This is a genomic window from Vibrio sp. B1-2, assembly GCF_963888445.1.
Classification (GTDB): Bacteria; Pseudomonadota; Gammaproteobacteria; order Enterobacterales; family Vibrionaceae; genus Vibrio; species Vibrio anguillarum.
The window spans coordinates 46152-57680 of the sequence record NZ_CAWPJH010000006.1; the positions used below are offsets into that span (position 1 = coordinate 46152).

Annotated in this window: 12 protein-coding genes; 5 read left to right on the top strand and 7 right to left on the bottom strand. The window is 45.3% G+C overall.

Annotated features, from left to right (window positions below; all coding sequences use genetic code 11):
- Window positions 1-158 precede the first annotated feature (158 nt).
- Both AACQ75_RS03115 and AACQ75_RS03120 read right to left on the bottom strand, forming a co-directional pair.
- Entirely contained in the window at window positions 159-1235 is a 1077-nt protein-coding gene (locus AACQ75_RS03115) for an AI-2E family transporter (RefSeq protein WP_017042765.1), read from the bottom strand.
- Window positions 1236-1463 (bottom strand): sulfurtransferase TusA family protein, encoded by a 228-nt coding sequence (locus AACQ75_RS03120; protein WP_017042766.1) that lies wholly within the window; start codon window positions 1461-1463, stop codon window positions 1236-1238.
- Between the two features lie 194 nt (window positions 1464-1657).
- Between AACQ75_RS03120 and AACQ75_RS03125 the strand changes: the two genes are divergently transcribed.
- From AACQ75_RS03125 to AACQ75_RS03140, 4 genes are read left to right on the top strand one after another with little or no spacing between them, the layout of a single operon-like run.
- On the top strand, window positions 1658-3115 hold the full coding sequence (locus AACQ75_RS03125; protein ID WP_026029005.1) for a beta-barrel assembly-enhancing protease: 1458 nt from the start codon (window positions 1658-1660) through the stop codon (window positions 3113-3115).
- Between the two features lie 23 nt (window positions 3116-3138).
- The gene (gene arsC, locus AACQ75_RS03130) at window positions 3139-3489 is read left to right on the top strand and encodes an arsenate reductase (glutaredoxin) (protein ID WP_017042768.1); all 351 of its coding nucleotides are present in this window, start codon (window positions 3139-3141) and stop codon (window positions 3487-3489) included.
- Window positions 3486-4058 (top strand): NAD(P)H:quinone oxidoreductase, encoded by a 573-nt coding sequence (wrbA, locus tag AACQ75_RS03135; RefSeq protein ID WP_013856276.1) that lies wholly within the window; start codon window positions 3486-3488, stop codon window positions 4056-4058. Before arsC ends, wrbA begins: the two co-directional genes overlap by 4 nt.
- A gap of 8 nt (window positions 4059-4066) precedes the next feature.
- A complete protein-coding gene (locus AACQ75_RS03140; protein WP_445285774.1) occupies window positions 4067-4492 on the top strand; it encodes a DUF2069 domain-containing protein in 426 nt (141 codons plus the stop codon).
- A gap of 101 nt (window positions 4493-4593) precedes the next feature.
- On the opposite strand, the gene AACQ75_RS03145 is transcribed toward AACQ75_RS03140, so the two are convergent.
- Window positions 4594-5739 carry a DUF2066 domain-containing protein gene (locus AACQ75_RS03145; RefSeq protein ID WP_026029006.1) on the bottom strand — a complete coding sequence of 382 codons (1146 nt, stop codon included), beginning with the start codon at window positions 5737-5739 and terminating at the stop codon, window positions 4594-4596.
- A 189-nt stretch (window positions 5740-5928) separates the two neighbouring features.
- On the opposite strand from AACQ75_RS03145, the gene AACQ75_RS03150 reads away from it, so the two are divergent.
- On the top strand, window positions 5929-7188 hold the full coding sequence (locus tag AACQ75_RS03150) for a uracil-xanthine permease family protein (RefSeq protein ID WP_010320498.1): 1260 nt from the start codon (window positions 5929-5931) through the stop codon (window positions 7186-7188).
- A 45-nt stretch (window positions 7189-7233) separates the two neighbouring features.
- Here the strand turns inward: AACQ75_RS03150 and ybaK are convergent, their stop codons facing one another.
- The 4 genes from ybaK to AACQ75_RS03170 all read right to left on the bottom strand — a co-directional run bounded on the left by ybaK (window position 7234) and on the right by AACQ75_RS03170 (window position 11522).
- On the bottom strand, window positions 7234-7710 hold the full coding sequence (gene ybaK / locus AACQ75_RS03155) for a Cys-tRNA(Pro) deacylase (RefSeq protein ID WP_026027304.1): 477 nt from the start codon (window positions 7708-7710) through the stop codon (window positions 7234-7236).
- A gap of 106 nt (window positions 7711-7816) precedes the next feature.
- A complete protein-coding gene (ushA, locus tag AACQ75_RS03160) occupies window positions 7817-9478 on the bottom strand; it encodes a bifunctional UDP-sugar hydrolase/5'-nucleotidase UshA (protein ID WP_170889493.1) in 1662 nt (553 codons plus the stop codon).
- Between the two features lie 360 nt (window positions 9479-9838).
- A complete protein-coding gene (gene kdsA / locus AACQ75_RS03165; RefSeq protein WP_026028071.1) occupies window positions 9839-10690 on the bottom strand; it encodes a 3-deoxy-8-phosphooctulonate synthase in 852 nt (283 codons plus the stop codon).
- Window positions 10691-10712: 22 nt separating this feature from the next.
- Window positions 10713-11522, bottom strand: coding sequence for a SirB1 family protein (locus tag AACQ75_RS03170; RefSeq protein WP_088732768.1), 810 nt, complete (start codon window positions 11520-11522; stop codon window positions 10713-10715).
- Window positions 11523-11529: the final 7 nt, after the last annotated feature.

Here is an 11529-nt window from a genome sequence, read left to right on the forward strand (position 1 = left end):
CGCCAAGTTACAAAAAATCTATAGCTTTTTTACACATCCACTTAGTTCAGTCTAATCAATATTTACTATTTGGCAAAAAAAAAGCCCAAAACGATTACGGTTTAGGCTTCCTTAGAGATTCTGTTTACTCTCTATTTTTTATTTATAATTCAGTGATTTTAGGGTGATTCAGCCTCAACAACAGGTTCATCAGTGCTGGGCAAAGCATGCCATACTGCTTTTACTAGAGTGGCAAGAGGAATTGCAAAAAATACGCCCCAAAACCCCCATAGCCCACCAAAGACTAACACCGCGACAATGATAGCAACGGGATGTAGATTAACGGCTTCAGAAAATAGAACGGGAACCAATACGTTGCCATCCAAAGCTTGGATGATGCCATAAGCAATTAATAATGTGTAAAACGGCGGAGTCATGCCCCACTGGAAGAGACCAACAATGGCAACTGGCACCGTCACAGCGGCCGCGCCAATATAAGGGATCAAAACCGATAGACCCACAGCCACAGCAAGCAACACCGAATAACGTAAATCAAGAATGGCGAAAGTGACGTAACTGATACTACCAACAATCAGTATTTCTAACACTTTTCCACGGATGTAGTTTGAGATTTGTTGGTTCATCTCTTGCCATACTTTAGCCGCGAGTTTACGGTTACGTGGCAATAACCCACTGGTCATTCGCAGCATTTCATTCTTATCTTTCAATAAAAAGAAGACCAGCAACGGCACTAAAATGAGATAGACACCCAAGGTGGCCAAACTCACAAGAGAAGCAAGTGACCCTTTAACGACACTTTCCCCCATACCTAAAGCCTGGTTCTTCGCATTGCTTATCACCGACTCAACAATCTGTAAGTTATCGAGTTCAGGGTAACGTTCAGGAATACTCAAAATGAAGCTTTGCAACCCTGCATACATGTTAGGAATGTCATTGATTAAATTACCAACCTGTTTCCAAATGGTTGGTACTAAACCAAAGATAGCCAGCAGCATCAAACCGACAAATAGCAAAATCACCAAAATTACGGAAACGGACCTAGGAAGCCCAAAACGGCGCAATTGCATTACTGGCCACTCAAGTAAATACGCCAGCACAATGGCCACAAGCAGCGGCGCAATCAAATGGCCGAAGAAATATATCGTTACAAAACCAAAAAACAGAATAGCAACCAGACTAACGGCATGAGGATCAGAAAAGCGTCTTTGATACCAACGAGTTACCATTTCAAACATTTAATCGAGTTCCTTAATTACTTTTAGCCAAAAATAGCCGGGTGACGTGTTCCACTGGCAACGAAAGCCATGAGCAGACAAATATTTTTCTATATCCTGTCCTGAGCTGACGTCGTTAAGCCAAATGTCTAATACCTCACCCAAAACCAATTGAACAGTGTGACGCTTCGCAAGTAATAAAGCCATCGGACAACGCTGCTGGCGTAAATCCAGAATATTTGGTTCCATTCTTCTGCTCAATGCTTAATATAGGCCTGCCATTGTATCGAGTTTTGACTGGCATGCCAGTGTTTATCGATACTCAAACACCGGCTGGCTTACTCTTCTCTCTCTACAATTTTTGGCCGTTATTTTGAGTTGGAAACCAATTCACACATTCAATGTCATACAGACAAGAAGATCACGGAATATCACTGACAAATATGAAGTTTAAACGCGCTCGATCCTTACTTTGCCTCTGTATTACTGTGGCGATAAACGCCCCTTCCTTGAGCTATGCCGACACCATAGAGCTACCGGACATTGGGACAGTAGCAGGTTCGACCTTGACGATTGATCAAGAGCTTATTTATGGTGATGCTTATATGCGCATGCTGCGTAACAGCCAGCCTATCGTCAATGATCCGGTGATCAACGAGTACATCGATAGCCTAGGGCATAAATTGGTTGCCAATGCCAACGATGTAAAAACGCCGTTCACCTTTTTTATGATCCGCGATCGCAACATCAATGCGTTTGCCTTCTTTGGCGGTTATGTTGCGTTGCACTCTGGGTTGTTTTTGCATGCACAAACAGAAAGCGAACTCGCTTCGGTTCTTTCGCACGAAATTGCCCACGTCACGCAGCGCCATTTAGCACGCAGTATGGAAGACCAAGCCAGACGCTCACCAGCAACAATCGCCGCATTGGCGGGCTCTTTGTTACTGGCCATTGCGGCACCTGAAGTGGGCATTGCCGCCATTACCGCCACCACCGCAGGCAGTATGCAAAGCCAAATAAACTATACGCGCAGTAATGAAAAAGAGGCTGACCGATTTGGTATTGCAACGCTAGCCAAAGCGGGGTTTGATGCCCAAGCCATGCCAAGGTTTTTTGGCCGCCTCGCTGATGAATATCGTTACGCTAGTAAACCGCCACCGATGTTACTAACCCATCCGCTGCCAGAAGATCGTATTACCGACAGCCGTGAGCGCGCCCAACACTACCCGCCTATGCGCCTTCAACCTTCATTGGATTACCATTTAGCACGCTCGCGAATTGTTGCTCGCTATGCTGGGATTGATAATGAAGCCGCTCTTGATTGGTTTAAGCGTGCGGAGAAAAAAGAAAGTGCAGCTCTCGCGCCTGCCTTCCAATATGGCAAAGCCTTGGTTTATCTCGATAGCAAGCAATTTGATAAATCAGAAGCGATTTTATCAAAGCTGGTTGCACAAGACCCAACAAACAATTTCTATCTTGATGCGATGGCCGATCTCGATATCGCTCTAAATCAAGCGGCCAAAGCCCAAACCTTGCTCGAGAAGGCGCTTAAACAGAAACCGAACAATCCAACCTTAACAATTAACTACGCCAACAGCTTGTTAAAACAAGATAAATTGTCTGATGCCATTCGGGTATTGCAGCGCTACACCCATGACAACCCTAATGATACCAACGGCTGGCATTTGCTATCAGAAGCGAATATCGGCATTGGCAATAGCCAAGAAGATCTCGCCGCGCGAGCGGAGCTTTTAGCGCTCAAAGCTAATTGGAATAAAGCGATTCAATATTACACTCAAGCAAGTCAACTCGCCGAACTTGGCAGCTTAGAACAAGCTCGCTACGATGCACGCATTGACCAATTGATGGTGCAACGAGACCGATTCTTATCACTCCAATAATCACAATACAACGAGGAGAAGTTATGTCAGTCGTGATTTATCACAACCCTAAATGCTCAAAAAGTCGTGAAACTCTGGCACTGCTGGAAGACCGCCAGTTAAAGCCACAGATCATCAAATATTTAGACCAAGCGCCAACCATCGAACAGTTGAAAACCTTGTACGCTCAACTCGGGCTACAACAGGTTCGTGATATGATGCGCACCAAAGAAGATCTCTATAAAGAACTTGGCCTAAGTGATGATGCACTTACTGATGATCAACTATTTTCAGCCATGGCCGCGCACCCTAAGTTGATTGAGCGTCCCATTGTTGTCGCCAATGGTAAAGCGCGCCACGGCCGTCCACCAGAGCAAGTACTTGAGATTTTATGAGTATTAAAGTCGTCGTACTTTATTACAGCAGGCACGGTTCAACGCAAGCACTGGCAAGGCAAATCGCACGCGGAATTGAAGCACAAGGCGCGACAGCGCTCTTGCGCACCGTTCCGGCGCTAGACAATCATGCAGAGCAAACGACCGATCCCTACCTGACTCTGGATGAGTTAAAGCAATGTGATGGTTTGGCTTTTGGCAGCCCAGTCTGGTTTGGCAATATGGCCGCGCCACTGAAGCACTTTTGGGACCAAACGACCCCTCTATGGATTAGCGGCGCATTAATTGATAAACCCGCTTGCGTGTTTACTTCTTCATCCTCTTTGCATGGCGGCCAAGAGAGTACGCAACAGAGTATGATGCTACCACTGATGCATCATGGCATGCTAATCGTTGGCATCCCTTATTCAGAGCCTACACTGCATACCACAACCTCTGGAGGCACGCCATATGGTGCAAGCCATGTCGCAACACACTCGCCACAACTCACTACGCACGAAAGTGAACTGGCTAAAAATTTAGGAAAACGGCTGGCAATGCTAGCCAGCCGATTAAAGGACAGATTATGACGGCAGAAATGATGCCAAACACCAAGCAGTACCGATGGCTAGCTTTACTGAGTAACTTATCCCTAATTATATGGGTGGTTTTATGGCAATTCTCGCTCTCTCCTCACCCTCATCTTAATCATGTTGCATTGGCCATTGCATGGGTTATCCCACTGCTTTTACCATTACCGGGAATTTTGGCCGGAAAACCCTACACTCACGCCTGGGCCAACTTTGTTTTAATGCTCTACTTTCTACACGCGTTAACGCTGATTTATGCTGATGGAGGGGAGCGCTGGTTAGCAGTAGTAGAACTGCTACTGACATTTGCCGCTTTTGTCGGTAATACCTTGTATGCTCGCCATCGCGGTAAAGAGCTCGGACTGAAACTCAAGCGTCTATCTGAAGTAGAAAAACAAGAGAAAGCCAATTTTACCCACGATAATCAACCATAGAGTCAATCCATGACAGGATTGCCTATTCTTCTCATACAAAAAGAGCCCTGATGGGCTCTTTTTGATTATCTCAGCATTTGTTCAAGAGGTGACTGAGTACTTTACGCTTGCCACTCAAAAGAGAGCACTCGCTTCACTGGTTCAGTGATGGCCTGAGATAATGACGGTTCAGGTGTGACTTGCAAAGAGCCTGACTCCACAGCAGAATCATCAACCTCTGCTGCTGGGGTAAGCTGTGTTGGCACACTCTCTGGCTGTGGGTCATCAATTTTAGCGACTTTGCCCATGCGCAGCACTTCTTGCTCAAACTCGGACTCTGAAGCCAACAAATGCACTTCGAAAGTGATTTCCTCACCTTGAATCTTGAGAATGTCCAAAGAAGCAACAGAGCTTAAGCGCTTCAACTTATTCTCCAAGGTAAAGAAATCCATTGCATCATCAATCGGGCTAAAACGAGCAAGCAGCGAAGAAGAGGATTCACTGGCCACGATAACCGAGCTCTTTCTTGCATAGTAATCACTCAATTGATCGACCATTTGTTCAATGGCATCGTCACCAGACGCTTGACCAGACAGTGGCGCTTTCGTGGCTTGTGCCATTTGAGCGGCGGGTTGATCATACAAACTCCAACGCACACCATTACTTTGCACTCTGACCACCAATACAGCATCGGTTGGATAACGTTGGCTAGCCATGCTGATAGGCTGTACGAAACCGCCCCACAAATCCGATACTTCCACACCGGTAATATCATCAAAATCACCCACAGGCACTGTGATAGGCAAACCGCGAGTTTGAGTCGCGCCTTTAAGCTGTTTTAACATACTCGTGTCAGAATGCTCCCAAGCGATACTGCGGTCATAACCTGACTCTTCAATCAACCAGACTAAAACATTAGCTCGGTTTTCAGGCCAAAATGGTAATTGAGCTTGAGTTAATAATGTGCGGATATGCGGTGCGCTAAACCCCATGACAATCGAAGATTGCGCCCCATTTTGACCATAACTGATTTGCGCTAAATATTGCGAATTCTGCCTTAAGGCTTTTTTAATCACCTCATTGTTCACCGCATTCCTATCACCCGAAGCTCGAACAATCACTTCGCTCATCCCTTTGATACGAGCATTCGCGTCGGCATTGTCTTGCTGTTGATCAATCACGACTTCGGTATGGTATAAGTCGACCTTGGTTAAGGCATAAGCAGGGAGAGTGAGTAAGCTCATCACCAACATAGCTAAATAGCGCATACTGTTCCTATGATCTGTTTTGTGAACGTCGATGATAAGCAACTATCCGGTCCGCGGCAAGGAATCCACGGCAGAGTTCGGTGATAATTTCATCAACATTTGTGACTTTATTTGATCTAGTTTCAATGGCAATCGTTTGCAAAAGTGATAGAATCCCGCGAATTTTTATTTTGCTTCAGGGAAATCATGATGAAAAATGCCATCCAAGGCGCACAGATGCTCTTCGTCGCATTTGGTGCGCTGGTTCTTGTCCCACTGTTAACTGGGCTTGATCCTAACGTTGCACTATTTGGCGCCGGTGTCGGTACCCTTTTATTCCAACTTATTACTCGCCGCTCTGTCCCCATCTTTCTTGCTTCTTCTTTTGCCTTTATTGCACCGATTATGTTTGGCATCCAAACTTGGGGCGTTGCCTCGACGATGGGCGGTTTAGTGGCCGCTGGTTTTGTCTACATACTACTGGGAGCGATCATCAAAGTCCGTGGCGTAGAAATCATCCACAAAATTTTACCTCCTGTCGTGGTTGGCCCGGTGATCATGGTGATTGGCTTAGGCCTTGCGCCTGTTGCTGTAAACATGGCGCTAGGTAAAACTGGAGATGGTTCGGTACAACTGATTAGCTCAGATGTAGCGATGTGGATCTCTTGCGTTTCACTGTTAACCACCATCACGATTAGCGTTTTTGCCAAAGGTTTTCTCAAACTGTTGCCGATCTGCGGCGGTATTTTTGCAGGCTATCTTTTGGGCCTCTATTTTGGTGTAGTGGATTTTACTCCTGTTACGCAAGCGGCTTGGCTGTCAATGCCGAACTTCACTTTCCCTGAATTCAACATCAACGCGATCTTGTTCATGATCCCGGTTGCAATTGCTCCGGCAGTCGAACACGTGGGCGATATGCTCGCGATCTCAAACGTCACTGGAAAAGATTACATCAAGAAACCTGGGCTACATCGCACCATTGCGGGTGACGGTGTTGCCACCATCGCAGCCTCGATGCTGGGTGCGCCACCAAACACTACGTACAGCGAAGTGACGGGTGCCGTAATGCTGACGAAAGCCTTTAATCCAGTAATCATGACTTGGGCTGCGATCACCGCGATTGTATTAGCATTGGTTGGTAAGCTGGGCGCGCTACTACAAACCATTCCAATTCCCGTAATGGGCGGCATTATGATTTTGCTGTTCGGTTCAATTGCAACGGTTGGCCTAAACACACTGATTAAAAATCATGTCGATCTTCACAAGTCTCGTAACTTAGTGATTGTGGCAGTGACATTAGTGTTTGGTATCGGCGGCATGGCCTTTGGTATTGGAGAGTTTAGCCTACAAGGTGTCAGCTTATGCGGTATCGTAGCCATTATTCTAAACTTGATCCTTCCTAATGACTTAGGAGAAAACCATGTGGTGGATAACGCCCAGATGGAAGAAGAGATCAAACTGAAGAACTAATTTTGCCAGTCAATCCGGCCTCAATCGAGGCCGGATTTTCATTCTCTATTCTTGACACAATTCAACAAACTCACCTCGCGTTAATAACGCAAGATCGCTCGGTGCCAATTCAATCTCTAAACCGCGCTTACCTGCACTGACACAGATGGTCGATTGATCTTCTGCGCTGAGATGAATGAAGGTCGGTAGTGCTTTTTTCTGCCCAAGCGGGCTAATACCACCGACCACATAACCTGTGGTTTTTTGCGCTATGTCTGGATTAGCCATTTCCGCTTTTTTCGACTTAGCCGCTTTGGCCGCACGCTTTAAGTTTAATTTTTGATCAACAGGAATAATCGCGACAGCGAGATTTTTCGGCTCGCCATTTAAGCAAAACAGCAGTGTTTTAAACACTTTTTTCGGATCTTGTCCCAAAACCTCAGCCGCTTCTAAACCATAACTGCTGTGATTAGGATCATGTTGATATTGATGGAGAGTGTGAGGAATTTTTTTCTTTTTCGCCAAATCAATCGCAGGTGTCATCGTGCTTATCTCAAAGTAACCGTTAGTGCCAATAAAAAAGCGATGCCTAAGCACCGCCTTTAGTTAAAATGATTGCTCACAATGAGTCAAACTCTTTATCGAGCTATCACTTATAGACAATTTCGCCTGCTGGTGCATATTGGTTCACATCAATTGGACTGTGTGCTTCGAGGTAATCTTTTAATACTTCCGCGTCCACAAACCCCGTATTCACATAACCTGGATGATCGGAGATTTTTGGATAACCATCACCACCTGCTGCATTGTAGCTAGGCACGGTGAAGCGATACGTTTCGTCCAAACGGAGCTGCTTATCACCAATAAAGACGTTCGATACCTTACCATTGGCCACTGTCATCGAAATCCCCGCGAATTGTACATAAGCGCCAGAATCAACAGGTTTGGTCGCCACTTCATTGAGGTAATCCAACACTTCAGCCCCGGTCATATCGGTATAAGTGAGAATATTGGCAAAAGGTTGTACTTTGAGCACATCTTTATAAGTGATTTTTCCTGCATCAATCGAATCACGCACGCCGCCAGAATTCATCACCGCAAAGTCGGCTTTTGCGCGTTCCATATGAGAAAGTGCAATCAAACGACCTAAATTGGTTTGTTGGAAACGCACAACGTTGCGATCCCCTTCTAACTTGCCATTACTTTGTGCAATGACCACATTCAGTTTCGCTTGGCCTTGTTCTTGATATGGACGCAAGAAGCTAAGCATTTCTGAATCTTCAGCGATTTGATCTTGAATCAGTACGCGCTTACTCTCGCCATTCACGTTCACCTTTTTCTTCAGGTTTACAGGGATCAGGTTGTAGCTCACCATGTTCAGTTGACCATTACGGAATTCGTAATCCGCACGGCCAACATACTTACCCCATTCATGCGCTTGCACTATGTAAGTACCGTTTTGCATATCAGGCTTACATTCATCTCCCGGATGGAAGTTTTTCTTCACCACGTTAGGGCCTTCCATGCAGACAGGCTCTTGAGAGTGGCCGCCGACGATCATATCGAGAGAACCTTCATCCAAGTATCGTGCAAGCGCAACATCACCTGGTGCATTCACACCACGTTGACCATTTTCATAATGGCCCATGTGGGTAACGGCAAAAATAAGGTCCGGCTTTTCCGTTTTCTCAATTTCTGCGATCAGTTTTTTCGCTTCTTCTTTTGGATCTCTAAACTCAATACCACCAATATATTCAGGGTTGCCGATTTTAGCGGTATCTTCAGTCGTTAAACCGATAACCGTTATTTTCACGCCCTGTTTATCAAACATTTGGTAGGCTTGGAATAGACGTTTTCCGGTCGCTTTATCGTAAATGTTGGCCGACAGCATTGGGAAATTCGCCCACTCTTTTTGCTTAAACAGAACCTCGAGCGGGTTATCGAATTCATGGTTACCTAACGCCATCGCATCATAACCAATCTTGCTCATACCTTTAAAATCAGGCTCTGCATCTTGTAGATCAGATTCAGGAACTCCGGTATTAATATCGCCACCAGAAAGAAGCAGTACGCTGCCGCCTTCAGCTTCAATATCAGAGCGAAGATCGTCGATCAGCGTTTTACGTGCCGCCATACCATACTCGCCATATTTGTTTTGCCAGAAACGACCGTGGTGGTCATTAGTGTGTAACACGGTGAGTTTATAAGTCGTATCTTCCTTCCACTCATGAGTGGGTTGAGTTGCGCAACCCATAAGGGCTGTAAGAATGGCCGCGCTGAGCGCTGTTTTTAGAATAAGACGTTGTTTCATTATCATACCTTTGAACTTGAAAAATCCACTGCTTGTGAGGGGGAGGTCATGGTCAACGTTGCAAACACAAAATCAAGCCATACCAATAAACTTGACCCAGTTTAAATTAACATCTCAAAGGTGACAGATTGATTTCATATTTATGTAGAATTGATCACTATAAAATCAATTCAAAAATGTAACGGTTGCCACAGGTTACACGTGAAATTTTAATGGATCACAGGCAATCGTTTTCTTTCCTAAACACGAAAAAATAAGGAAAAGTGAGCACTTAGACAAGATAAACAGGTTTGGGAAACATTCGATAAAATTTGACCACCTTGCGGTGGCCAAATCATGAGTGATAGATCCAACAAAAAATCAGCGGATATCGATATGAGCAAAGCTCTTGATCAAATCATCTAACGCTTTCATTTGTGCAAGGAAAGGTTCAAGTTTATCCAAAGGCAGTGCCGATGGACCATCGCAACGCGCTTTATCTGGGTTTGGATGCGCTTCAATAAAAAGGCCCGCAATCCCGGCAGCAAGACCTGATTTTGCTAACTCAACTGTCTGTTCACGACGCCCACCAGAAGCTGCGCCAGAAGGGTCACGCATTTGCAGTGAGTGGGTCACATCAAAAATAATTGGGCTGCCGTTTGATACTTTTTTCATCACACCAAAACCCAACATATCAACGACCAGATTATCATAGCCATGGCAAGCACCACGTTCACACAAAATCACTTTGTCGTTGCCGCACTCTGCAAATTTTTCCACGATATTGCCCACTTGGCCAGGGCTCATAAATTGTGGTTTTTTCACGTTGATCACTGCACCTGTTTTCGCCATCGCTTCGACAAGGTCAGTTTGACGAGCAAGAAACGCTGGCAGTTGAATCACATCAACCACCTCAGACACAGGCTGAGCTTGAGCTTCTGTGTGCACGTCAGTGATGATTTTGACGCCAAAGGTCTCTTTTAGCTCTTGGAAAATTTTCATTCCCTCTTCCAAGCCGGGGCCACGATAAGAGTGAACAGAGCTGCGGTTTGCTTTATCAAAAGAAGCTTTAAACACATAAGGGATGCCGAGTTTATCGGTCACTTTCACGTAATGCTCACAGATTTGCATCGCTAAATCACGGGATTCAAGGACGTTCATTCCAGCAAACAGAGTAAACGGTTTGTCGTTAGCAACGGGAATATCACCCACGTGGACGATTTTTTGTTCCATTTTATTCTCTCTCATTTAGCGGTTAATGCAGCGTAATAGCTTCAAAGCTTAATGCATTAACTTGATTTTTTAATAACTCAGCCGCCGGATCATTCGGACAATGATCAATAAAGTATTGATAATCGGATAAGGCAATTTGGTGACAATCCAGTTGCTGATAGATAAAGCCGCGATCGCGGATCTCATACGGATCATCAGGAACAAAAGTCAGCGCTAAATCAGTACAACGCAGCGCTAAGGTATAACGCTCTTCTCTTAATAGTGCGCTCTTTAGTAGTGCCAGCCAACGACCGATCACCGTCGGATTATCTGTCACTTCCAAATGACTCGATTTCAGCTTAGACAAGACCCCTTTATGCCCAACTAACCACGCTTGCAGTATATGTAATGAGACGATTTCACCAGTAAAAGGGTTAATATAAATCGGTGATTCATCACACCAATGCAACTGCAATAAAAACTGTGTGGGAAAGGTAATACCTTGTAAAGGAAAGCCTAGCTTGCGCGCAAAATAGAGCAACAGCGCACCTAAACTGACGGGAATACCTTTGCGGTGCTGCAACACTTTATCGATAAAGGCATTACGTGAATCAAAATAAGCCTCTCTGTCACCGCGAAAACCCCATTGTTGGTAAAACAGATGCAACAACGCTTCGAAACGCTGTTTTTCATCCTGTTCATTAGCTAACTCGTGTTTTGCTTGTGTAAGCAAACGGGCCAACTCTTGGCGTGCCCATTCATCCTCAGTTTCAGGATTGACGGCCTTGTTTAAGATCAGCGCCCCTTCCACCAATTCCATTGCATCAAAATCTTCATCGAACCATTCAAACATAATGCCG